A 23,253-nucleotide genomic window follows, 5' to 3' on the forward strand; every position below is an offset into this window, starting at 1 on the left:
CACGTGCCTACTACGACAGGAAACGACACGAGGGAAAACACCACGTCGCAGCCATCGTCTGCCTGGCCCGACGCCGCATCGACGTCCTCTTCGCCCTGCTCCGAGACGGCACTTTCTACCAGCCACCTACTCCGGCCACCGCTTGACGAAAACCATAGGGGCACCTTTTCAGGGCACGCATATTCACCGAGTCGATCGCGCAGCGGGACCAGTCCAGCTCGCCCCGTGCGCCGAGTTCGTCCAGGACCAGGCGGTGCAGCTTCGCCCACACCCTGGCCTTCGACCACTCCGCGAAGCGCCGGTGAGCAGCGGCTCCCGACGGCCCGAACGAGGCCGACGGCAACTGCTGCCACGTGCAGCCCGACGTGGCCACGAACACGATCGCGGTCGACGCCTCACCGCCTACCATGCACGAGCTCGTTTGTATCGATGCGGGTGAAGTAGCGGCTCGATCCGTGCCCACTTGGGCATCAGTCATCGACATGCCCAAATCAACGCCCGCTGATCCAAACGAAACTGCCTTGCCCTCAACAGTCAGGCGAATCGCAAGGGCAAGGCGTCCGGCCCGACAACTCCGAGAGGGGGGCGCCACGTGATCGGGCCGGCGATCTGGGGTGGGCCCAGGCGGGCGGTGAGCGCGGTGAGGGCTTCGGTGAGTTGGGTACGGGCCAATATTGCGCCGGGACAGTAGTGCGGGCCGCCGCCGAAGGCCAGCAGAGGTGGCTCACGCTTAGTGCTGATGTCGAAGGTGTCCCCGTCGGGGAACACGCGAGGATCCCGTTGGGCGGAGTGCACGCCCAAGTAGACGACGGTTCCGGCGGGGATGTGCAGGTCCCGATAGCACAGGTCCTCAGCCGCGACCCGGTGCATGGTCCCTGGGGTGGGGTACCAGCGCAGGACCTCGTCCACCGCCTGCTCCACCCATTTGGGGTGTGCTTGAAGCATCGCCCACTGCTCGGGGTGGCGGGCGAAGGCGACCATGGCGAGGGAGAGCTGGTGGTTTGTGGTATGAGACCCGGCGCCCAGCAGCTCGATGACGAGCCCGTTCAGCTCCTCCTCGTCCAATATCCCGCTGCGTAGGAAGTGGGAAAGCACATCGTCACCACCAGGTTCTGCCGCCCGCTGGTGGATCAGGTTCTTAACATAGCCGGACAGTCCAGCCATGCACTCTTCTACGCGGGGCAGCAAGCCGGGATCGTAGTCGAGAGCAAGGCTCAGACCGGCGTCAAGGGTCCAGCGACGAATGAGGTCGTAATCCTCGATCGGGATCCCCAGCAGGTGGTAGATCACCGTGAGCGGCAGCGGCTCGGCAAATTCTCTTACGAAATCGCATGGCCCGGCGGCGGCCAGCTGTTCCGTCAGGCTCTGCACGGTCGTGTGGATCAACGGCAGCACCTCAGCAACCCTGGGCGCCGAGAACCGCCGGGTGACCAGCCCACTGCGCACCCGACGGTGGTCGGCACCCCCCTGGCTCTCCAACATATGGACCGCCGCCTCGTGGGACGACCCACTCGTGCCCCCGGCCCGCTCCACAAGAAGGCTGAAGCCCGGGACCAGCCGAGGATCGCGGAGCAGTTCCGCCACCTCTGCATACCGCAGGACCAGGATTCCTACAGGGGTGCGGGCCGCCCAGCATTCCTCCCGCGCTGCCCCCACGGCGGGGTCCTCCCAGGTGAAATCGGCGGTAGTGATGTCCACAAACGGCAGATCCTCCACCGAAATCCGCCCCTGGGACTGTAAGGACATCGTCGTCTTCCTCCCTGTGCTGTGGTTCAGAGGCTGTTCTGGTTCGTAGAGTGCCCGTGGTCCGGCGCCCTTGCCGCTTGGGGTCTCGGTTTCGGACCACGACCGGCGAGTGCTACTTGCGCTTGGTGACTGCCTTGGCCAGGTAGCTCTCTACGCTGACTCGCGCCGCCATGATGACAACTTCCTTGTCGGCCTGATCCTCGATGGCGTCGAGAATCGGATACAACTCCCTTACATGGTCGGCATCGGCCTCGCCGTGCCCACCGAGAAAGACGGTGGCCTTATCGACGTTCGGGATGTCCGAGAACTCGCGCAGATTCTTCGCTGCTTGTGTGGCCAGTTCGTTGGCCATGTATTCTCGGGTGAATGCCAGGCCGAGGATGCCGATCGGGTTGGCTGTCGTGATGAACTTGAAGAATTCGTTATACGAGAGCGAGCCCGGGGATGGTGTGCGCTGCCGTATCCAGGAGGCTGCCTGGTCGAGTTCCCAGCCCTTCACCGCCGCAATGTCATGCAGCGCCCACACCTCGTGCCCCTGGCCGCTCTCAGTCTGCTCCTCAGTGGCCTTCTCGAGCAGGGTTTCGCTGATCAGGGAGTGGGCCGGGGAGAGTTCACCAGCCTCCTTCAGGCGCTGCCCTCCTGCAGCGCAGTAGCCAGGTGTTCCGATCACGTCATAGAAGGTGTCCACCAGGAACCAGCCGACGTACTCGCTCTCGCTCGGAGTGCCGCCGAACACCGCGGAAAACCGAGGCTCTTCCTGGACTCTCTCGCAGAATGAGGCGGAGATGCTGTTCATGACGGATATGAGATCCACCATTCTTATCCACCTTTCGAGTGACATATTGCGCTGCGCAAAATATGTCGGGTATCGATTTTTGATGGCATAGCTGACGTGGACACACCCGGCTCTGAGACGTTTGGAATCAGCAGATGAGGCCGTGCCGCGAGGATGCTGACCAGTTCTTCGAACTGGTCAGCTGTGTCCTGAGTGCGGTTGACGATGGCAACCACGTCTTCGGTGTATTTCTCAACATAGGCCCGGCTTCCGGGAACGGGCCGGAATCCGAAGCGCTGCCAGAGATCAAGCTGGCCTTCGGCAGTGCCGGACGTTGCAACCATCGCGGAGCAACCCAGGGTCCGGGCGCCGGCCATGGATATGGCAAACAGGTAGGCGCCAAGCCCCAGGTGGCGGGCCCTCTCGCTGACCACGATCCGACCGGGTTCAAAAACCTCATCTGCGAGCACTCCTTCAGCGCCCAGTAGTGCGGCGAAACGTTCTGGACCGAGAAACTGACGTGTCTGGTAAAGCGTCACAGCAGCTGGGGTAGCCAGGCGAATATAACCGAGAACGGGGCCCCCTGGCTCCCGGCGAGCAAGGAAATGCCACGCATTGAAGTCCAACTCCTGTACGTCGACGAAGGACCCGTCGCTCGATCGGAACTCTGGACGCCGATTGCCGTCCCACAGGATCCGAGCCCGGAACGCACGGCAGCACTCCAGCCGCGCAAGCAAGGATGCGTCCGGCTGCCTGGGAATGAAAAACGACTCAATGCGCCACGAGAGAGGAGGAATCCGGTTCATACGTCTAGCCCTTCGAAGCACGAGGCCGGCGCCACCTATTCGAATATCATCGCCCTCGACTTCACATCGGTTACGGCCGACGCCGACATCAGAGGGACAAATAGTTTGTCGTCGAGGAGTCCTGCAGTGCAATGAGCTGGGTGTCCAGGTCGCTTGGCACAGAACGATCTTGGAAACCCTGCCTGCGTTCCAGGACGCACTCTGAACATTTCGGTAAGAATCGTCCGAGTGGACATTGTTTCCCTCAGACGCTGGGGTCGGCGTAGCCCATGTCTCTCAGGAGCAACGTGTACAGAGATGCCGCGGTATCCAGGAGAACGTCGGGGCCCTCTGGGGCGGTGGACGTCAGCCGTACGCCGTTGCCGGTGCGTACCCCGACCACTCGAGCCAGGAGAATTCGCCCGAGTTTTACGTCGCCGGGGCTGTCCCCGACTACATACAGCGGATCGGAGACCGGGTGTTTCATTTCCATCAGCGCACGCCTGGCCAAGACGCTCTTGGCCGCCAGGTCGTCGTACCCCCGCTCGTGCTCGGCAAGGTCGTCGCGGGTCAGCACAGAGGCGAAGTGCTCGCGGATCCCGTGCCGTTCAAGCAGGGCGGTGGTTGGACCGGTTCCCACCCAGGCACTGACTAGGGCCATTCGCACCCCGGCGGCCGCCAGCGCGGTGAGAGCGGCAACAACGCCCGGATAAAACGTAGCGTAGCGCATGTAGCGCCTGGCCACATCGTCGACACGGTCCCGTACACGGACGGAGCCAATGTACAACTCTCCGTCAATGATGGCCTGCCAGTAGGCGACCCCCAGGATTTCCTCCCGCAGAGGCGGTTGTACACGCTCATGCCGATACAGGTCGAGCACGAAACGCAGGAACATCTCGGACCAGTCCACCAGGGTGCCGTCGCGGTCGAGCACGACCGAGGCCCGGCCGGAGAGCGGGTCCTGGCCCATGCAGCGCTGCGTCACAGCGGGCCTGGCACGGGTACGTGCCTCTCGTCGATCCCCGGGGGCTGCTCCCAGGGGAAGACCGTCCAGTCGTCGACTTCCAAGGCCCGGTGGTCAGGGAGTCCCGCCGCATGAACGTTGCGAACGAGGACCACGGTACGCACGCAGGCCGCGCCAAGGTCCTGCGCCGTACGTGCGGCCAAAGCCATGGTGCCGCCGTCGCCCATGATGTCGTCAACGATCAGGACGTCCGCGCCTGTCATCGGCTGGTCGGGGACGGCATAGCTCAGAACGGGCTCACCTCGTTCGCTGTAGCGGGAGTTGGAGGTGTTCCTCGGAATACTGAAGACGCGGAAGTCCTGCACGCCGAGCAGGTTGGACAGGGCCACGGCAGGCGGCAGTCCGCCGCGCGCGATGCCGACGATCACGTCGGGCTGGAAGCCGCTGTCACGTATCTGGTCCGCGAGCAGGGTCAACGCTTTGCCGACATCGGGCCAGCCGAGCACCAGCAAGTGTTCCCGGCGCCACAGCGAGGGGTTGTTCATGAGGGACTCCTTTCAATCATCGAGGACCGCCCGCGATGGCGCGTGCTACGGAGCAGTTGCCCTGCCGGAGCGGGGCGTGAGGCTGCCGGCGCGGTCGATGAGGTCGGTGGTGTCCGGGCCGGTACCGATCAGGTCCACGGGGCGGCCGAGTTCCTCCTCGATCCGGGCGACGAATGCGGCTGCTGCCTCAGGCAGGGCGTCGTCGCGCAGACCGCGGCACGAGGGATCGATGTAGTCCAGGAAGGTAAGGGCTATGCGCGAGGGCCGGTTGACGCGGATGGATTCTCGGGCCTCGTCCAGATCGAAGGTGCCTACGCGGCGGCGCCTGCCGGTGACGGTGCCGTACTCGACGATGCCCAGCTCTTCGGCGCGGGCCGGTGGAATCTCGGTGGGCAGGGGTCCGGCGCCGACCCGGATGGGATAGGTCCGAAAGGCCAGGACAACCTCGTCAATCGCCAGAGGGCCGAGCCCGGCGTCGGCGGCCGCCGTACTCGCGGTGCTGTCCTTGCCGACTGTGAAGGGATAACTACCGAACAGCACTGACAGGCCGTAGCCATTGGTTCCTTCGACCAGGACGTGCTGGTCCCTGTCCAGGGCGTCGTTGGCCTCCGCCGCCACGTCGGTCAGGTAGGGGGCGAGTTCAGGGACGTCCTCGGCCCTGCGCCCGGACCGCATAGCGCGCGCGGCCAGCGCGGGACCATGCCCGCTGCCCGTGCTGCGAACCCGCTCAGTGAGGTTGTGGTTCCGGGCCTCGGCTGCTACGTGCTCAGGCTCGATAATGCTTGCCCGAAAGTCGATGCCCACACGGTCGCCTACACCCAGGCCCTGAATCTCCCTCAGGAGCACTTCCGGCCGTACGAGCACTCCGGCGCCGAGCAGCAGTCGCGTCTTGGGGTTGATGACGGCACTGGGCAGTTGCCTCATACGCAGCGTGCGGCCTTCGTGGACCACCGTGTGGCCGGCGCCCGGACCGAGACCTGCACGTACCGAGACAGCGGGGTTGTCCCGCATCGCCAAATAGCTGCAGATCTTGCCTTTGGCCTCGTCGCCCCACTGGCCACCCACCACGATCGTGCCCGGCATCATTGCCCTCCGCTTCTAGCGGCCAGGACCCGATCAGCCCGTTGCACCGCCTCGTGTGCCAGTTCGTCGCACCGACCGGTATCGGTTCCGGAACGTGCGAGTGATTTCAGTTGCGCCGATGTGAGTACGCACGTCACCTGGTCATCGGCGGCGAGCACATGCAACAGGTCGCGCTTCTTGGCCATAGCGACGGAGCTGGCTCGTTGCACGATCCGGTAGGCATCCAGGCGAGGCATACCGGTGTCGACGAGTGCTAGTAGGGCCGCCTCACTGAGGTGGGCGTGCCGCGAGCGTGCCAGGTTTTCTGCCATGTGCTCAGGGAAAATCAGCAACCCGTTCACGACGGTGGTGGTGGTGATCAGTGTCTCCTCCAACAGCACACATGCCTCGGGGAGGACAAATCGCTCATTGGCGGAGTTGGCCAGGTCCCGCTCGTGCCAGGTGACGACGTTCTCCAGAGCGGGGCCGACCAAGGACCGCAGGAGCCGCGATAGGCTGCACACGCGTTCACTGAGGACGGGATTGCGCTTGTGTGGCATCGCAGAACTGCCGATCTGAGCGCCAGTGGCGAAGTGCTCCGCGACCTCGGCGATCTCGGTGCGTTGAAGGTTCCGGAACTCCGTGGCCGCATTCTCCAGGCAGGCGGCAGTCAGTGCCGTCCAGCCGACGAACTCTGCCAATCGATCGCGGGCGACAGCCTGCGTGCAGATCCGGGCGCGCTGCAGACCGAGCCGTTCCAGGGCCTCGGCCTGCACCCGGTCGCCCTTGGACCCCAGACCGGCGAGCGAGCCCACGGCCCCGGAAACCTTGCCCATCACGGCGCGCTCTCTGAGCTGGTCGAGGCGTTCCAGACATCGCGTCATCTGATCCAGGTGCACGGCGAGCTTGAACGCGAGCGTAACGGGTTGCGCGTGCTGGCCGTGTGTGCGCCCGATCATGACCTGCCCGAGTCCTTGGATGGCCCGGCCCCGCAGAGACACCAGCAGATCGGACAGGCGTTTACCCAACAGCCCGATAGCAGCGTCCAGTTGTAGCGCCATTGCGGTGTCCTGCACGTCACTGCTGGTCAGCCCGTGATGCACATACCCTTTGTGAGGGCCGCAGGACTCGGCGAATTGCTGTACGACGGCGAACAGTTCATGTCTGCTCTCCGCCTCAATGACGGCGATGCGGGCGAGGTCGGGCCGATATGCTTCGGCCTTCGCGGTGATCTGCGCAGCTGCGTCGGCGGGTATCACGCCAAGTGTCCCTTGTGCGGCGGCGACAGCGCCCTCCACCCTGATCCAGTGGCGGTAGCGGGACTCGTCCGTGAACAAGTTCCGCATCGAGTCGCTGCCGTAGCGGCCTGGGTCCAGGGGCGTCGTCATCGTCCAGCCGGCCCTTGGAGTACCGTCGCAATCAACTCCTCGCGTGGTGGACCGTACTCCTCGAAGATCCCATGGAAGACCGACGAGGTCATTGTCGCCGGTGTGCGGATGCCGCGCATGGTCATGCACAGGTGCTCGCCACGCGCGATCACTGCCACGTCAGGGGACCCCGATACGGCGCTGATCTCCTCGGCGATATCACCCACCAGCCGCTCCTGCACTTGCAGCCGGTGAGCATGGCGGTGAGCGATGCGAGCGAACTTGGACAGGCCGAGCACGGCGCTTCCCGGTCGGTAGGCGATCGTGACAGAACTGGAGAACGGCAGCAGGTGGTGTTCGCAAAGCGACCAAACCTCAATGTCCGACACCACCACGACCTGGCTCTGTGTCTTCAGCTCGAAGAGGGAGTCAACCTTGCCGGCATCGTACTGGCTGAACTCCCGCCACCAGCGGGCGAAGCGTGCGGGGGTCTCCTGCAGACCCTCGCGGGCAGGATCCTCACCTATCTCCAACAGTAGTTGGCGGCACAGCTCCTCCAAGGGATCAGCCGTGCCGGCCCGGTCGGTGCGGTGCGCAGGCGCTGTGGACGGTGCGGTGTGCGGCTTCATGGTCATACGCCCCTCTTCTCGCCCCAGATGTCGATGTGCAGCCGCGGCGTCAGATTCCAGCCGCGGGCGATCACCGCGTCTGCCACGTCTGCGAGGTTGCGCCGTACCTCTGCTGAAGTCCGGCCCTCCGGCATGATCCACACTGGTGTCGTCCCCCAGCGCTCCACCACCCAGGCGACCTCGTCCAAGTCCTCCGCGGTCCGGCAGACGAACTTGAACACTGTCCCTGGAACAGCCGCGAGTGCACGCAGCGCCTCTGGCACTAGGCGTCGAGCTTCGGGATCTCCTGAGTGGGCGAGCTTCGGGGAGACATTGAAGCGCACCCCGTCAACGACCAGCCTGGCGTCTGGCACCACGGTTCCGTTCGTCTCGAACTCCACCTGGTGCCCTGAAGCGAGAAGGCCCGTCACCAGAGGGATCAGACGCCTTTGCTGGTTGAGCGGCTCCCCACCCGAGACGACGACCAGCGGTACGGCCAAGCCGATAAGACGTTCCAGCACGGCGCTCGTCGGCATCGTTGTCAGTTCCGTGTGCGGGCTATAGGCAACTCCAGTGTCGCTGCTACCGGTCCAGTCCCAGGTGTATGGCGTATCGCACCAGCGGCACGACAGGTTGCAGCCGCCCAGCCGAAGAAAGGCTGACCGCCTTCCCACGGAAGGCCCTTCCCCCTGCACGGTTCAAGTCGGGCCGAACAACTCGTTAACAACGAGCTTCGGATCCGCGGCGGCACCACCTCCCTTGGGCGTGCGCACTGCGGCGTCGGTGGCGTCGCCTGTGTGTGTCACGGCCGGTACTCCGCCCATGTCTTGGGTGTCTCTGAGAGCCTCACGGAGCTGAGCTCGGGGAACTGTGGCGACCACATGTCATAGATCCACCGGGCGAGGTTCTCCGCGGACGGGTTTCGGTCGGTCATAAGGTCGTTGAGGTGGCGATGGTCAACCTCCTCGTCGAGCCAGCTGCGGAAGGGCGAGAGGTCGCCGTAGTCGCGGACGAAGCCAGTCTTGTCCAAGGTGTCGTCGGAGCTGGAAAGCTCCAGCTCCACCACGTAGTTGTGACCGTGCAGACGGCCGCATGGATGGCCCTGTTCCAGGTCGTCGAGACGGTGACTCGCAGAGAAGTGAAACTCCTTGCTGATAATGAAGGACATGCAGGCGGCTCCAGAAGTGAAGGGCACTCGCGCTGTAGTCCCGGCAAGCCCCTTCGGGCGTGATGCCTGGGAGCCGTACGTGCGAGCGTTCGGCCCGACGAACGGTGATCCGTTGAGCATCGGACAGATGCCGAGATTGGAACCAGCATGCGTTCCATCGCGCGCCTTTCGCCTCACGGCACCAGCCGTCAAATAGTCACCGACGTACCGAGAACTTCCACATCGGGCACCGAAGGAAGGGGTCGCTGGTGCCCCGAGAGTCGCGCGGGCACACAAGTGCTTCTGCTGTTCGCTTCTGCTGTTCGCTTTTGCTGCCGGCGGCGCTGTTGGGTCTCGGTCGCCGGGCTCGTGCTCTTCGGTACCCGGCTGGAGGACTCTCGGGCACCGCCCTGATGCGCGGGCTGCACTACGGGCTCACGATCGTGCACAGCCGAAGCGTGACCGGCCCCGGGACCTCACTCGGATTCGAGCCCGGCATGAAAAGGAGAAAGAATTCGCATGAGTCATGAGATAGACGACAAAACAGATCCATTCTCCACCGTGGTCGTCCTGTCAGGAGGGTTGGACTCCACGACCCTCCTGGCGCACTACGCAGTCCTCGGTAACCGCTTGATCGCCGTCACAGTGGACTACGGACAGCGGCACCGCCGTGAGATCGAGGCCGCCCGCGTCGTCACAGCCCACTTCAATGCCCGGCACCTGGTGGTAGACCTGAACAATCTGGGCCGACTGCTTACGGGCTCAGCCTTGACGGACCAGCAGGTGGACGTGCCCGATGGCCACTACGCGGAAGCATCCATGCGATCCACTGTGGTGCCCAACCGCAACGCAGTCCTAGCCAACGTTGCGGTGTCGATCGCGGTGACGGAACGGGCCTCCGTGGTGGCGCTCGGCATGCACGCGGGCGACCACTTCGTGTACCCGGACTGCCGGCCCGCCTTCGTGTCCGCGTTGAGCACGCTGGTGGGCATCGCCAACGAGGGCTTCCCGACGCCCCGGATCGAGGCGCCCTTCATCCACTGGTCGAAGTCAGACATCGCCGCTCACGGGACGCGTCTGGGCGCGCCGCTAGGCCAGAGCTGGTCCTGCTACAAGGGTGGCGAACGGCACTGCGGCACCTGCGGAACATGCTTCGAACGCCGTGAAGCGTTCCGCGAGGCCGGCATCGTCGATCCGACGGACTATGTTGACGAGGTCACCGAGTTCGCCTCCCCATGAGAGCCCATCGGATCGCAGGAAGGTACCTTGGCCTCCCCGAGCGACGTCGCCTGCACTCATGGGCACGTGAGATCGCCGATAACCAACATGCGCTGCAGCAGCGTTGGACCGCGGAACTACACGCTTCACGGGCTGTGCTGCCACCACCGGCCGGGACGCCCGAGGCAGCCCATCTCGCTCCTGGTGGCGGGTTCCGGCTGCCGACGTGCCACGAGGAACTCATCGGGCCCGCGGCACAGGCGTTCTTCACCGACCGAGTCACCCGTGACGACTGGGTCTACCTGCGCGGATTCGGCTACTACGCGGCCGACTCGGCGATGTACCCGCCGGAGTCGCGGCCGTCTGCGGCCGAACGCTGGTCCGTGGTCGCCGAACGCTGGCCGTCGTACGCAGAACACACCGACGCCCTCACCCGTCCACTGATCGCGTCTCCGGTGCCGTGGTACCCGTGGCTCGCCTGGCTGGCGTTCCTCGAGTCCGCAGTGAACGACCTGTGCGCTACCCGTTGGAGCGTTGCCCACTTGGGGAACCTCGAGGGCCAAGGCGACATCGACGCCGCTCTTGCGAACCTGTCCGCTCTGCTGGCCGAAGCGGCCTGGAATCTCTGGCGCGGTGGCACCTGTCGGCCGAAGACTTGGGGCGCGCGGGCAGCAGCCGTCCTGTCCGACCGATGCGTGGCGCGCGTGGTGCGCGGCGTCGGCGCAGAACTGGCGCGGCAAACGGTATCCGCGTCCACCGTCCGGGCACTGCGGGAGGGCGACACACTGTGGCAGGTACTCGCGGCGTTCGAAAGCCGCTGGCCCGCCATCGAGGCGGCCCACCCTGGTGCCCCCGTTCTCCTGGTCAGCGAGGCATTCGGCGCGATGGCGGCGGGTCCGCTGTGGGCAGGACTGCTGACGCCCCAGCAGCGCGCTTATACCAGCCTGGCGACGAGCCGCCACTCATTCCATGAAGCGGAGATGAACAGAGTTTCGGCACAATCCTGGCAGACAGTGGAACTGCCTGTGGACGGGCAGGTTGTCGTCCACCTCGACGATTCAGTGTTCACCGGCCGCACTCACGAAGCCTTCCGAGCCGGGCTGAGGGGCGTACCCGTAGATGTCTACCTGGTGGCACTGACCATGAATGTCACCAGCCTGTTCAACCATGCTCAGGAAGTTGTCACCCACGACCTCAACGCGAGCGGGTACCAGCAGACGATGGAACGGCAGATACGACGTCTCGGCGGCGTACTCCCGCCGGCACCCAGCATGTGGGCCCGCCGGGAGCGGGCCAAGCCGGTGACGGTGACTGAACCGGTTGAGCGCGCCCTCGCTGAGGTGCGGGGAGGAGCAGATCGGTTGCTTGCACTCCTGTGGGAGAGGTACGAGCCGCAGATCCGAGCGGCCGACCAGGCACACAGCATGCCGACTCGTACAGAACGTATGGGCCTCGGAGAATACTCGCAGACGCGTCATGAGGAATGAGGACCGGACTGGGCAGCCTCATACCGGCCTTCAGCGCCGTCCGACGCGGCGGCATAGTAGCTGACCCGAGGCAGCCACCGACAAGGGTCGGCGGGAGCAGCCTTGGACACGGACCACGGAAGTGTGACCTTGGCGGTACCAGGCACGGACGGTCGGCAGCGTCATGGGAAACCGGCTCCGTCATCGAAGACGGACCAGGCGTCGAACTCTGCCGCGGCCCTTCCACGCTCGGCCAGGTCTCCTTCACCCAGCCAGCCACTGTCTTGTCCCGCTCGACTGCCCGGTAGGGCCCTGCCAGCTCCAGCCGTGCCGGTTACTCAGGACGGCCGCGCCTTGCACGGCTACTTCTTGTCGGCGTCGCCGCGCCGGAACCAACCGGCCGCATACATCCGTAACTTCGCACGCAAGAAACAGCGTTCGTCGCCCAGGGCCACCGCCCTGGGCACACCTTGTAAGCGGGACAGCGTAGAGATCATGGACCGTCAGTCTCCGACACCACGATGTGAAGGCATCGCTGCTAGCTGGCGAGCAGTAGTGGCCACAAACCAGGAATTCGAAAGACCTGCTCGAATTCTCCACGGCCGCTGATCCCAAGCTTTCGATAGCAACTGGAAAGGTGAATCTCCACAGTGCGCTTCGTGATGTGCAGCTCGGAGGCGAGGTCTGCGTTTCTGTGCCCGCGCAGGGCACCGACCAGGACCTGCTTCTCCCTGGAGGTGAGCTCCGCCGCCGCCCGCAATGCAAGTTGGTTGGAGGAATCGCCCCTGAGCGAGGTCAGTTGCTGGCGGACCTTCGTGACAAGCGAAGCGGCTCCGCAGTCGTCAGCGAGAGACAAGGCTGCGCCGAATGTTGCTTCTGCCTCCTCCCAACGATCTCCCTGCGTCATCAAGACTCCCAAGTCAGCGGTTGCGTGAGCCAGTTGAAGCCGCGCACCCTGCCCCTTGAGCAGTTCGACTGCTTCCCGGAGCAGCTTTTCCCCCTCGACCCCGCTGACGATGGTGCCGAGGACGCCGAGAACCACGCCACGCTCCCGGTCAGTGCCACCTTCGGCCAAGTGATCCTCGGCCCACTGGCGGGCTTCATGGAAGCGGCCCATATGGCGCAGGACCGAGACCCCGTGCCGGCGCCAGGGGACCACGGCCGACACCGCGATTCCGGCCGCTTCCGCCCGGTTGCGCGCGTCGTGGAGATAGCGCATCGCGCCCTGGAAGTCGCCGGTCTCAAGACAGAACCTCGACCGGGCAAGCAGCAACGTGCAGGACCGCCAGCCAGTTGGCAGCTCCGTGTCACCGCTGACATCGATGTCCTCGTACAGCAGCTTCCGCGCTCCGTCGGTGTCGCCGCGTTCCAGGAGTGCTTCGGCGAACGCGCCAATCACGCAAAGACGCAGCGCGTTCTGCGGCGCGGCGCCGCAACGGGTCAACCACTCAAGGCACTGTTCGAACTGCTCACAGGCCAGCCGGAGGTCACCACGCGCTTGAGAGATACGGGCCTTTACGGACTGCAACAGAGCACGGAGAAGGGAGCCGGGCCTGCCGAACTCGCAGGCTTCCAGCCGTTCCAGGTGGCAAGCCGCAGCATCGTGCCGGTCGTTCCACAGCAGGATGTCCATGGCAAACAGCACGGCGAGAGGATGGCCGCAGGCCTCCCCACTGGAGGTGAGCAATCGTTCGGCTGCCGCCGCTGCCTGATCGGGATCTACGCCCGTCAGATAGCGACTGAAATCGGCGACGGCGCCGATCACGGATCGCAGCCTGTCAGAGACAGCGTTGATCCTTTGGTTACCCTCCCCCGGCTGCTCAAGTTCTTGGGAGAGCAGACACTCCGAACGCGAAGCCACTTGCGCTGGGGTGAGATGCTCCTCGCTGATGAGCATCTCATGCAGGACAGCCCACAGGCCTGCAGTGTTTGTAGCGACCGGGAGCACGACACGGTTCTTGGTATTCGCGCCGCCGGCTTCCGGATACAGCAGGTACAGCGCACCGCCAAGTTGTGCAAGCAACTCCCCGCACCAAGAATCGGCCGAGACGCTGCGCAGGGCGGCCAGCGCCTGCTCGACACCACCTCGGAGGTCGTCGTCCATCATGAGGTCGGTGAGGACGACGAGAGCCTCGTCGCGCTCCGACCCTGATGCGGTCCGTGCCGCGTGCTCAACGTAATTGAGCGCTGCACTCCTGCGGCCGTCGGCGAGGGCAACTCGCCCGGCTGACATCAGCGTCACGGTGGACCAAGAGCAGTCGAGCGGGGTGAGGGAAGCGGTGAGCTGTGTCGCGATGTCCTCCACCGGCGCATGCATCTGGTGAAGATAGGAGGCAGCTTTGAGGTGTGCGGCGTCGCGGGCGACGCGGGTCATGGTCGCCAGGAGGGAGTTACGGAGGATCGGATGACGCAGGAGTAACTTCCCGCCATCCCGCAATAATCGCATGCGGATCAGGTAATCCGCAGCCTCCAGGAAATCCGATAATTCCATATCCACCATATGTGAAAGCAGGCGAGGCTCCGAATTTTCGCCGGCAACGGATGCGGCAATGAGGATACCGACTGCGGACGGGAAGTCCTGAGCCAGCTGGAGAAGAAGGTTATGTGTCATGGCAGGAAGGGTCGCCTCCTCGACGGCGGCAACACTGTACTCTCGCACTGACCGGTCCCACTCCTGAATCAGGGCGACAAGAAGCCCCGGATTTCCGGAACAGACGCGGTGGAACGCAACCGCCACTTGTGAACTCATCCGACGCTGCGTCAACCGGCGTACTAGAAGAACAGAATCTGAGGAAGGAAGACCGGTCAGATGTACGGGCTGCGAGTCCAGTAGAAGCTCCGCAAGCACCGCATTTTCTTTCGCGCGTCTCCCGTCCTGAATTGATGTCACCAGAGCGGCGGAGGTATCGGTGCCTGGTGTCATCAGGGCCCGTAGGAGCGAAAGGGTCCAGCCGTCGGCGAGGTCCAGGTCGTCGGCGGTTATGACATGTGGTGCGGAGGAAGCTGTCTCCGCCATCGCGCCATGGATGGCGTTGGCGAGCTCAGTGGCGCCCGCAGGCCGAAGGTCACGTGAGGCATCGGCAGCGGAGTCGTCTGGCAGGTGCAGTTGGGCCTTGATGGACTGCCGGACGTGAACAGCACCCGCGCGGCAGTCAAGGGTCAGGACCAAGTGGCCGCGCAGCCGGGCGTGCTTGGTGAAGGAACGCAGCACAGAGGTACGGCCGACCCCTCGTTCACCTGTTACGAAGCACCTGCCCGGCCCAGTGCCATTGAGTGCGGAAAGGAGCCTACCCACTTCTACTTGCCGACCTATGAAGACGTTCTCCTCGTCACGGTCAAGACTTCCCACGATAAAAATCCTCCCGGAAATCAAGCAAAATTTTGCTTTGCGTGAGTGGAATTCTGTCCCGCAGATGGGTGGACCTGAACGAATCCCTGTGGCACTGTTGCACCCATGCCCCTGAAGCTGATTCTTGATTGTGACCCAGGCCTGGATGACGCCCTCGCGTTACTCCTCGCACTCGGCGACCCAGACATTGACCTCGTAGCAGTTACGACGGTCAGCGGAAACGTGGACGTGGAGCAGACCACAAGGAATTCGTTGGCTCTACTCGAATTCCTCGGAATATCCGACCTGCCTGTCGCTGCCGGTGCAACCGCCCCACTTTTGCGGGCCCCGTCGTACGTGCCGCATCTGCACGGCCCGAATGGGCTCGGTTCCGTGCAGTTTCCGCCACCTACCAGGGCACCCTCGCAGCAGCACGCGTGCGACCTACTGGTCGAGATGATTCGGTCCGACCCAGGAGCGATTCACCTGGTGGCAACCGGACCTCTCACCAACATCGCGCTCGCCTTGGCGAAAGATCCCGGTATCGCCGATCTGGTTGCCTCCTTCACCATGATGGGCGGCTCCTTCCGGCGCGGAAACATCACACCCGCCGCCGAGTTCAACATCTATGTCGACCCGGAAGCAGCGAAGCGGGTCTTTGCGGCTGGCTGGCAGGTCACGATGGTGGGTCTCGACTTGACAGGACAAGCCCGAGCCGACGCCGGCGTCCTGGCCAGATTCTCCGGGCTGGGCCCACTGGCCCATGAATTGATCATTCCGCTGGCCACATATCTGGCCCGTCACGACGGCGAGGACCGGGGCGGACAGATCCTCCACGACGTTTGCGCTGTGGCTTGCGCGGCCCGACCCGGCCTCGTCACCTCCCGCAGCGCCCACGTTGACGTGGAAACCGCTGGCGCTCTCACCTCGGGCATGACCGTGGTGGACTTTCGGTCGACGATCCCCAACGCGCTCGTACCGGTGGACCTTGACGTGCCGGCCTTCTGGAACTATGTCGTGCGGTGCTACACCGAAGCCGCGACCCAGTTCAGAGCCCGTGGTGACCGAACTCTTTGATGAGAGAGTGGCCACAAACACCGCAAAACCACCTTCGGATTCGTAGAACGGCAACAGACGACGCACTCTTCAATCTCTGCGGTAGAGCCTTCTCCACGTAGCGGACACGCGTCTTCTACCTGGAGTCACGCTCGGGCCAAAGGGTCATCTATGAGCGAAAGAGGAATTCTCGGGAACGTTAAAGGCCCCGTATGTGAAGCACCTGCCGCATTGAGGGTCCGGGCACACCGGGAGTAAAAACGGCGCTGCAGTCCTTTCCGTGTGGCATGCAGGACCTCAGAGGGGCGGCGCCTCGGTGTTGATCCGGCGTAGGTCGCTCTCGTTGGTGGGGGGCCCGGCATGTGGTACAGGACGGGCTCCCCCTTGACGATCATTCATACCATGGTCTGGATCATCGGATTTCTCGCGTTCGCAGGGATACCGGGCCACAACAGAAGTCGGACTTCCACGACCAGGAGAATGTGTCATTTCCCTTGCAGAAGGCTTGCCGTGAGGCTAGAGGACGCTTGTGAACAACCTTGCACGGAAGTGCGGCGGATCCGCCGAAGATCCGAGGCGTTAGGTCTTCCAAAGGCCGGGTAGTTACTAAGGTTGAACTCGTGATGTCGTGGCTTGCTCAGGCGGGTCTGATGCTCAGGCCGGTCTCGGCGGGGCAGTCGTCTATGAGTTCGCTGTGGTACTGGATGTGTCTTAGGCCGCGGCGGATGCGCTGGACGAGGTGTTCGGGAGTGCTGAAGGCGACGTTGGAGAGCCAGCCGCGCCGCAGCAGTGACAAGATCCCTTCGACAGGGTTGAGGTCGGGCGCGTAGGGCGGCAGGTAGTACATGGTCAGCCAGTCCCGGCTCTCGGCAAACTTCCGCAAGTCGGCGGCCTTGTGGACGTTGAGGTTGTCCCGGATGAGCACGATCGGGCCGCCAAACTGCTGGCAGGCGCCCGCCAAGACCCCGACCCGTTCGCACGGCTCGCCATCGAGATCCTCGCCCGCACCGGGATGCGTCGCAGTGAGATGCTCCGTCTTACCATCGACGCGGTCGTGCAGATCGGCTCCGCCTACTGGCTCCGTGTCCCGGTCGGCAAGATGCACACCGACCGCTACGTTCCCCTGCACCCCCAGCTCAAGACGCTGCTGGACGACTGGCTGCTGCACCGGCCCGAGGGCCTGCGATCGAACCTGCTGTTCACCGACCACGGCCGCCCGGTCAACGCCTCCCGCATCGAGGCCGCCGTCCGCAAGGCCGCCGAGCGGGCCGGACTGGGCAGGGTCACCCCGCACCAGCTCCGCCATACTCTGGCCACCCAGGCGATCAACCGGGGCATGTCCCTGGAGGCCATCGCCGCCCTCCTTGGACACAGGTCGCTGTCCATGACACGTGTTTACGCCCGGATCGCCGACCGTACCGTCGCCGACGAGTACTTCGCCGTCTCGGAGAAGGTCGAGGCACTCTACGACGCCCCGCGTCACCTGCCGGCCGATGCCGAGGGGACGGAGATGGCCAAGCTCCGTCGGGAGATGCACCGCCGGATGCTCGGCAACGGCTACTGCGCTCGCCCCGTCGAGATGGACTGCCACTTCGAGTCGATCTGCGAATCGTGCACGTTCTTCGTCACCACGATCGAGTTCCGGCCCACCCTCGAACGTCAGCGAAACGACGCGGCCGCCAAGGGACAGGTCGCACGCGAGCAGATCTTCGACGGGCTCCTCAACCGGCTGGACGAGCAGGCCGGCTGACTACCTGCCTGCTATCCACCACGGCCGTCAGCCGTTGCGAGCCCAATCTCGGTATCGCTCCGGGTGGCTCTCAGCGATCCGCCGGGCTGCTTCCACCTCCGGGTGGAGGGCAGCCGGGTAGTCGTCCAGGTCGAGCGTGAATTTGAACGACCAGTACCGACAGTCGACTGGTTCCTCGGATGCGACGAAGGCGCGCAGGCACGCGTCTCGGACCCGAGTCCCAAACTCCCGCCGAAACGCGCGTATTTCAGCGTTGTGGCCCTGCGGTGTTACCGCCGCGAAATTGAGGACGACGCTGCCGAGGGCTCCTTGTCTGGGATGCGCCTCCAGGTCGGCTCGGTACTCCTCAAACGTCGAGTACTGCAATGAGCCAAAAGCCCAGTACGCTGCCATCGTGGCACCCAGCTTCTCGTTCGCCGGACCGGTCTCGAGATAGTCGAGGATGGCCTCCATGACCATTCGATGGCCCAGCACCGCAACCAGCGGCTCTATTAACTGACGGTTGCCACTGGGACAGTGGTCGTGGACGACGGCACGCATGATCCGATCGGCGTGCTCGAGTACAGCCTCATCATTCGTCGCACAAGCCCTGCCGATCTGGAGCCGCTTGTCCTCGCAGCGACAGTAGGCGTCCTGGACAGGATCCCCAGAGGTCTGGGCCGGCCAGCTCACGTCTGGGCAGAACACGGTTGCTAAGTCGTCCAGCAGCGGCTCGAAGAGCCTCAGACGTTCAGCCAACGCCATGACCCGTCACCTCCCCGTCCCCAATGCCCCAGTCAGGCCTTGAGCATACCGGGACCACTTGACACCGAGACCCGCATATTAGAGGGGTGCCCACCGGCAAGGTCCGATACGACAACCTCCGCTCCGCGGTCTCCCGGGTGCTGAGCTCGCGGTCCCGGGCGGAGAACGAGCGGTGGACCGCGTTCCGGTCGCACTACGGCATTGATGGCGCGTATTGCCTGCCCGGCATCGAGGGCGCCCACGAGAAGGGCGGCGTCGAGGGACAGATCGGCTGGTTCCGCCGTAATCACATGGTCCCCGTCCCGGAGGTCGCCTCCCTCGCAGAGCTGAACGCAATGATCGAGCAGTGGGATGAGGAAGACGAGCGACGCCGGATCGGCTCCCGGCCACGACCGGTGAACGAGTATCTTGCTGTCGAACGGCGCCTACTTCAGCCATTACCGGACGAACCATTTGAAACTGGCCGTTTGTTCAGTTTGCGGGTCGACCGCTTCAGCCAGATCAGTGTCCGCACCAACCGCTACTCGGTGCCGGTGCGGTTCATCGGGCGGACCGTTCGGGCGATGCTGCATGCATCAGAACTCCTGGTCTACGACGGACAGACCGAGATCGCCCGCCACGAACGACTCATCGCCAAAGGCCAGGCCCGCCTGGACCTGGACCACTACCTCGAAGCCCTCGTCCGCAAGCCGGGCGCGTTTCCCGGGGCCACTGCCCTCGAACAGGCCCGTTCCGCAGGAAAGTTCACGCCCATCCACGATGCCTGGTGGGAGGCGGCGAAGGCTGCCCACGGCGAGAGGGACGGCACCCGGGCTCATCGAGGTCCTGCTGATGGGCCGCCCCCCCCGGAACACCTGGCCGCCGGGCTTGCCTCCGCGGTCAGAGCCGGTGCGCTTACCGCGGACACCGTCGCCCTGGAGGCACGGAAGGCGGCTGAAGCCGACGAGCTTGCGACATCTTTCATCCCACCGGTGCTGGAACGAGCGAACGTGACCTCGCTGACTGAACGGCGGCTTGACCAGCTGCCGCCCGATACCCGGCCGCTGCCCTCGGTCGCGGCCTACGACCAGCTGCTGCGAGCCCGGCACCAGCCGACCGCCCCGCCATCCAGGGAGAGATGTCGTGACGCTCAAACGCCACCGTGGGTTGACCGAACAGGCCGCGACCGCCGCCGTCGACCAGGCATGTGTCCGCGTACTTCTCTGTGTGCACCGCCAAGTACAGAGATATGTGCACCGAGGTAGGTCCCGTTCCGTGGCCTGGCTCAGTCCCGTAACGTCTGCTCTCCCAGGTGTTGGAGTGCGGTGAAAGGGGACCTCTTGGAGGAAAACGAAGCACGGAGACGTGCGGAGGAGTTCGGCCGGACCCTGACTGACCGCTGGGAGGAGTGGGCCTTCGAAATCGGCCTGTGGGCGACTCCGGATGTCACGGGCATCTATGGCTTCACCTGGTATCCCACGGCGAAGGACGAGGAGGGGCGCCAGATCCGGGTCGGGGGAAACTGGCCCATCCTCGTCGACCAGAACACTGGGGCCTGCCGACTCGTGCGCGGGCCGAAGGAGTTGGCTGCGCTCAGAGGCTCGTCAAGCATCCGCACCGCGCGTTGGCGTAACGCCACTGCTCGTCGGCTGCCCCGCCCCGAGCGCTAGCTCGTCTGGGGGCAGCCACAGAGAGGAGCCGTCAGTTGTCAGGCGGCGTCTGTGTCGCGTTCGATGGCTGCGAGGCGGTTCTTGAGCCGGTAGCTGTTGCCGTTGATCGGGACGACTTCGCAGTGGTGCAGGAGGCGGTCGAGGATCGCGGTGGCCAGGACCTCGTCGCCGAAGACCTAGCCCCATTCGCCGAAGGTCTTGTTCGAGGTCAGGATGATCGAGCCCTTCTCGTAGCGCTTGGAGATCACTTGGAAGACCAGGTTCGCCTCGGTCCGTTCCAGGGGCTGGTAGCCCACCTCGTCGACCACGAGAACCGCGGGGCGGAGGTAGCTGGTGAGTTTGCTGATCAGCCGGCCCTGGTCCTCGGCGGCCTTGAGGTGGCGGACCATGTCGTCGAGGCTGGTGAAGTAGATCGAGTATCCGGCCCGGCAAGCCGCGACGGCCAGGGCGACGGCGATGTGCGTCTTGCCGACCCCCGGCGGCCCGAGCAGGGCGACGTTGGCTTTGTCCTCGACGAAGGAGAGGGTGGCCAGGTCCTTGACCTTGCGCGGGTCGAGTTCGGGCTGGAAGGAGAAGTCGTAGTCTTCCAGCATTTTGTGGTGCGGCAGTTTCGACAGCCGTAGGCCGTTGCGGAAGCGGCGGTCGTCGCGGACGGCGAGTTCTTCGGACAGCACCAGGTCGAGCATGTCGAGGTAGCCCATCTTGGCCTCGTCCGCCCGCTGGATGTACTGGCTCAGGGCCTCGGCCAGGTGGGGCAGGCCGAGCTTGGTGGCGGTAGTGCGGATGCGGGTGCTGGTCAGCTCGCTCAACGGGCGTCCTCGGTCGGTGCGTTGGTGGTGAAGGGGCGGGTGCCGGTCAGCTCGTCATAGACCGAGAGCGGCCGGCGGCCGACCTCGACATGCGCGGCGGCAGCCCGGTTCACCAGGGCCTGCAGCGGTCCGGCCGTCGGCCCGGCCGACTGGCTGCGGCGGGGCGAGGGCAGAGCGTCGCCGGTGGTGACGCGGCGGCCGGCGCCGGTGGGTAGACCGTCCCAGTGGGTCTCATCCACGACGCGGGCCCCGCGGCCGACTGCCCGCGGATGGACGGCCAGCAGGGTCCGGCCGCCCGCGTCGGGGACGGTGGAATGCAAGCTGACCTGCGACTTCGTGGCCCGGATCTCGACCAGTTGGCGGGGACGGACCTTGCGGGCGGGCACCGAGTAGAGGTTCGTGTCGAAGGCGACCAGGCAGTCCTTGCCGACATGCCGCAGATGCCGCTGGGCGACCACATAGGGGACCTTCGGCAACGGACGCAGAGCCATGTGATCGCGCACGGCCCGGTGCCCGATGACCTCACCGTGGGTGCCGTGGACCTTCGCCCGCCGCAGCGGAACCCAGGCCGCGAAGGCGGCGTTCATCTCCTCGATGGAGGAAAACGCCCGTCCGGCCAGTACGTGGTCGCGGACGATCAGGACCTGGCGCTCGACACGTCCCTTGCCCGTGGGCCGGTAGTCGGCCAGCACGTCGATATCGAAGTCGTAGTGCCCGGCGAAGGCGACCGCCTCCGGATGCAGCGGGACCGCCTCGCCCGGGGCGACGTGCCGGCGCACGACCGTCTTGGTCCGGTCGTAGACGATGCTCATCGGCACCCCGCCGAAGTGCGCGAACGCCTGACGATGACAGTTGAAGAACGTCGCCAGGTCCTGGCTGGTGGTGAAGCAGCAGAACGGATCGCGCGAGTACGACAGCGTCATGTGGAAGGAGTAGACCTTCGGGATCCCGACATGAGCGAGGATTCTGCCCTCATCACCCCAGTCCACCTGGGCCTGAGCACCCGGAACGACCTCGAACCGCCGGTGCAGACCCGCCAGTTCGCCTGGGCTGATGCCCAGTTCCTCCGCGATCCGAGGCCGGGCCTCCTGCAGGTAGAGCTTCACCCGCTGGTAATTGATGGTGACCCCGTACTCCTGGACCAGGCGCTCGTGGATCACCCTTCCCTTGAGTAGGATCTCCGACCTGAGTATCGCGTCGATCAGCGGCGCGACCTCGTCCACCACCCGCCGATGCCGCTGACCTGATGATTCTCTCTTCGGCGGCGCGAGTGAAGCGGGGTCCTTCAAGTACTTGCTGACCGTCCGACGGTTCAGCCCGGTCTCCTTCGAAATCTCCCGCAGGCTCATCGCACCGGACTCATACAGCGGCCGGAACCGCCTCAACTCAAGCCAGCGATGTGGTTCCAAGACCACCGTCAGCCGCCTCCCTGCCACCCCGAACCGTCAGCAGCAGACTTGCGGCCTCCACCCCATCACCGCACCGAGAACGGTGCACTTTCATCCGTACGAAGTGGTGCACGTTCACTTGTACGCCGACAGCATGCCGCATGCTCAGGCTGCCGACCATCCGGGCCCAGTTCCCCGAACTGGCCGAAGCAGCCGCCCGCGACCAGATGTCCTATCGCGGTTTCCTCGCTGAACTGCTGATGGCTGAGTGCGACGACCGGGCCCGCCGCCGGTCCGAACGAAGGATCAAGGCGGCACAGTTCCCGCGGGAGAAGTCCCTGCGGGCCTTCGACTTCGAGGCCAACGTATGCCCCTCTGCCTGATCGGCGACTCGGGCACCGGCAAGTCCCACCTGCTGATCGCGCTCGGCACCGAAGCCGCCATGGCCGGCTTCCGGGTCCGCTACACACTCGCCACCAAACTGGTCAACGAGCTGGTCGAAGCTGCGGACGAGAAGATCCTGACCAAGACCATCGCCCGCTATGGGCGAGTCGATCTTCTTTGCATAGACGAACTGGGCTACATGGAGCTGGACCGCAGGGGCGCTGAGCTGCTGTTCCGGGTGTTAACGGAGCGGGAGGAGAAGAACAGCGTCGCCATCGCTTCCAACGAGTCGTTCGGCGGGTGGACGAGGACGTTCACGGACCCGCGGCTTTGCGCGGCCATCGTCGACCGCCTCACCTTCGGCGGGAACATCATCGAGACAGCACGGAGTCCTATCGACTCGCCAGCACCAGGGCGGCCCGGGCACAGGACGCTCCCGCAGGCTGACCAGCATCAAACTCA

At 64.7% G+C, this 23,253-nt stretch carries 19 protein-coding genes and 5 pseudogenes; 8 read left to right on the top strand and 16 right to left on the bottom strand.

The window, feature by feature from the left end; all coding sequences use genetic code 11:
* A pseudogene (locus tag ACZ470_RS39430) lies at positions 1–146 on the top strand (IS110 family transposase); the annotation flags it as partial.
* Between the two features lie 20 nt (positions 147–166).
* Here the strand turns inward: ACZ470_RS39430 and ACZ470_RS39435 are convergent.
* The 11 genes and pseudogenes from ACZ470_RS39435 to ACZ470_RS39485 all read right to left on the bottom strand — a co-directional run.
* A pseudogene (locus ACZ470_RS39435) lies at positions 167–397 on the bottom strand (transposase); the annotation flags it as partial.
* A 137-nt stretch (positions 398–534) separates the two neighbouring features.
* Positions 535–1,746, bottom strand: coding sequence for a cytochrome P450 (locus ACZ470_RS39440; protein WP_468434788.1), 1,212 nt, complete (start codon positions 1,744–1,746; stop codon positions 535–537).
* 112 nt (positions 1,747–1,858) lie between these two features.
* Positions 1,859–2,542, bottom strand: a complete 684-nt coding sequence (locus ACZ470_RS39445; protein WP_468434789.1) for a hypothetical protein — start codon at positions 2,540–2,542, stop codon at positions 1,859–1,861.
* A 23-nt stretch (positions 2,543–2,565) separates the two neighbouring features.
* Positions 2,566–3,060: a hypothetical protein gene (locus ACZ470_RS39450; protein WP_468434790.1), complete on the bottom strand. Its 495-nt coding sequence runs from the start codon at positions 3,058–3,060 to the stop codon at positions 2,566–2,568.
* Between the two features lie 511 nt (positions 3,061–3,571).
* Positions 3,572–4,276 (bottom strand): HAD family hydrolase, encoded by a 705-nt coding sequence (locus ACZ470_RS39455; RefSeq protein WP_468434791.1) that lies wholly within the window; start codon positions 4,274–4,276, stop codon positions 3,572–3,574.
* 11 nt (positions 4,277–4,287) lie between these two features.
* Entirely contained in the window at positions 4,288–4,815 is a 528-nt protein-coding gene (locus ACZ470_RS39460; protein WP_468434792.1) for a phosphoribosyltransferase, read from the bottom strand.
* A gap of 45 nt (positions 4,816–4,860) precedes the next feature.
* A complete protein-coding gene (locus ACZ470_RS39465) occupies positions 4,861–5,901 on the bottom strand; it encodes an adenylosuccinate synthetase (protein ID WP_468434793.1) in 1,041 nt (346 codons plus the stop codon).
* On the bottom strand, positions 5,898–7,265 hold the full coding sequence (purB, locus tag ACZ470_RS39470; RefSeq protein WP_468434794.1) for an adenylosuccinate lyase: 1,368 nt from the start codon (positions 7,263–7,265) through the stop codon (positions 5,898–5,900). Before purB ends, ACZ470_RS39465 begins: the two co-directional genes overlap by 4 nt.
* Positions 7,262–7,879 carry a GTP cyclohydrolase I gene (gene folE / locus ACZ470_RS39475; RefSeq protein WP_468434795.1) on the bottom strand — a complete coding sequence of 206 codons (618 nt, stop codon included), beginning with the start codon at positions 7,877–7,879 and terminating at the stop codon, positions 7,262–7,264. Before folE ends, purB begins: the two co-directional genes overlap by 4 nt.
* Entirely contained in the window at positions 7,876–8,547 is a 672-nt protein-coding gene (locus tag ACZ470_RS39480) for a 7-carboxy-7-deazaguanine synthase QueE (protein WP_468434796.1), read from the bottom strand. Before ACZ470_RS39480 ends, folE begins: the two co-directional genes overlap by 4 nt.
* 107 nt (positions 8,548–8,654) lie before the next feature.
* Positions 8,655–9,020 (bottom strand): 6-pyruvoyl trahydropterin synthase family protein, encoded by a 366-nt coding sequence (locus ACZ470_RS39485; RefSeq protein WP_468434797.1) that lies wholly within the window; start codon positions 9,018–9,020, stop codon positions 8,655–8,657.
* Positions 9,021–9,518: 498 nt separating this feature from the next.
* Here ACZ470_RS39485 and queC point away from each other — a divergent pair, with 498 nt between their 5' ends.
* Positions 9,519–10,238, top strand: a complete 720-nt coding sequence (gene queC / locus ACZ470_RS39490) for a 7-cyano-7-deazaguanine synthase QueC (RefSeq protein ID WP_468434798.1) — start codon at positions 9,519–9,521, stop codon at positions 10,236–10,238.
* Positions 10,239–10,372: 134 nt separating this feature from the next.
* A complete protein-coding gene (locus ACZ470_RS39495; protein WP_468434799.1) occupies positions 10,373–11,704 on the top strand; it encodes a hypothetical protein in 1,332 nt (443 codons plus the stop codon).
* Between the two features lie 517 nt (positions 11,705–12,221).
* On the opposite strand, the gene ACZ470_RS39500 is transcribed toward ACZ470_RS39495, so the two are convergent.
* Complete coding sequence (locus ACZ470_RS39500) at positions 12,222–15,032, bottom strand: AAA family ATPase (RefSeq protein WP_468434800.1); 2,811 nt, start codon at positions 15,030–15,032, stop codon at positions 12,222–12,224.
* Between the two features lie 105 nt (positions 15,033–15,137).
* Here ACZ470_RS39500 and ACZ470_RS39505 point away from each other — a divergent pair, with 105 nt between their 5' ends.
* Complete coding sequence (locus ACZ470_RS39505; RefSeq protein ID WP_468434801.1) at positions 15,138–16,088, top strand: nucleoside hydrolase; 951 nt, start codon at positions 15,138–15,140, stop codon at positions 16,086–16,088.
* A 616-nt stretch (positions 16,089–16,704) separates the two neighbouring features.
* Here ACZ470_RS39505 and ACZ470_RS39510 read toward each other — a convergent pair.
* Positions 16,705–17,031: pseudogene (locus ACZ470_RS39510) on the bottom strand (transposase); the annotation flags it as partial.
* Here ACZ470_RS39510 and ACZ470_RS39515 point away from each other — a divergent pair.
* A complete protein-coding gene (locus ACZ470_RS39515) occupies positions 16,963–17,817 on the top strand; it encodes a tyrosine-type recombinase/integrase (RefSeq protein ID WP_468434802.1) in 855 nt (284 codons plus the stop codon). The pseudogene ACZ470_RS39510 and the gene ACZ470_RS39515 overlap by 69 nt on opposite strands.
* Positions 17,818–17,844: 27 nt before the next feature.
* Here ACZ470_RS39515 and ACZ470_RS39520 read toward each other — a convergent pair whose 3' ends face one another.
* Entirely contained in the window at positions 17,845–18,561 is a 717-nt protein-coding gene (locus ACZ470_RS39520; protein ID WP_468434803.1) for a hypothetical protein, read from the bottom strand.
* 86 nt (positions 18,562–18,647) lie between these two features.
* Here ACZ470_RS39520 and ACZ470_RS39525 point away from each other — a divergent pair, with 86 nt between their 5' ends.
* Together ACZ470_RS39525 and ACZ470_RS39530 are read left to right on the top strand one after the other, a co-directional pair.
* Positions 18,648–19,805: a Mu transposase domain-containing protein gene (locus ACZ470_RS39525; RefSeq protein ID WP_468434804.1), complete on the top strand. Its 1,158-nt coding sequence runs from the start codon at positions 18,648–18,650 to the stop codon at positions 19,803–19,805.
* A 75-nt stretch (positions 19,806–19,880) separates the two neighbouring features.
* On the top strand, positions 19,881–20,210 hold the full coding sequence (locus ACZ470_RS39530; RefSeq protein ID WP_468434805.1) for a hypothetical protein: 330 nt from the start codon (positions 19,881–19,883) through the stop codon (positions 20,208–20,210).
* A gap of 38 nt (positions 20,211–20,248) precedes the next feature.
* On the opposite strand, the pseudogene istB reads toward ACZ470_RS39530, so the two are convergent.
* Both istB and istA read right to left on the bottom strand, forming a co-directional pair.
* A pseudogene (istB, locus tag ACZ470_RS39535) lies at positions 20,249–21,019 on the bottom strand (IS21-like element helper ATPase IstB).
* Positions 21,016–22,455, bottom strand: a complete 1,440-nt coding sequence (gene istA / locus ACZ470_RS39540; protein ID WP_468434806.1) for an IS21 family transposase — start codon at positions 22,453–22,455, stop codon at positions 21,016–21,018. The pseudogene istB and the gene istA overlap by 4 nt, the downstream one beginning before the upstream one ends.
* A gap of 65 nt (positions 22,456–22,520) precedes the next feature.
* On the opposite strand from istA, the pseudogene ACZ470_RS39545 reads away from it, so the two are divergent.
* Positions 22,521–23,238: pseudogene (locus tag ACZ470_RS39545) on the top strand (ATP-binding protein).
* The last annotated feature ends 15 nt before the right edge of the window (positions 23,239–23,253 follow it).

Source organism: Streptomyces sp. NPDC031111 (assembly GCF_055570675.1).